This window comes from Streptococcus sp. HMSC074B11, assembly GCF_001808705.1.
GTDB lineage: Bacteria > Bacillota > Bacilli > Lactobacillales > Streptococcaceae > Streptococcus.
Map to the genome: position 1 here is coordinate 626 of NZ_KV794308.1, position 235 is coordinate 860.

At 44.7% G+C, this 235-nt stretch carries 1 pseudogene; it reads left to right on the plus strand.

Annotation, left to right across the window (positions count from 1 at the left end):
- Nucleotides 1-10: 10 nt before the first annotated feature.
- Nucleotides 11-235, plus strand: a pseudogene (locus HMPREF2619_RS11830) (hypothetical protein); the annotation flags it as partial.

Consider the following 235-nt stretch of genomic DNA (forward strand, 5'->3'; position numbering starts at 1 on the left):
TACTCCAAAAGTGAAGTATCCGAATGATCCGACAGATCCAACCAAGCCAAGTAGACCAGTTGTGCCAAATGTGCCAGGCTACAAACCATACTTGCCAGATCCAAACGATCCGACGAAACCAGATAAAGATAAACCAGTAGAACCAGGTAAGGAACTTCCAAACCTTCCAACAAATCCAGGTGAGGATACCCCAATCATCTACGTACCAATCGTGGATAAAGTCACAAAACCAACC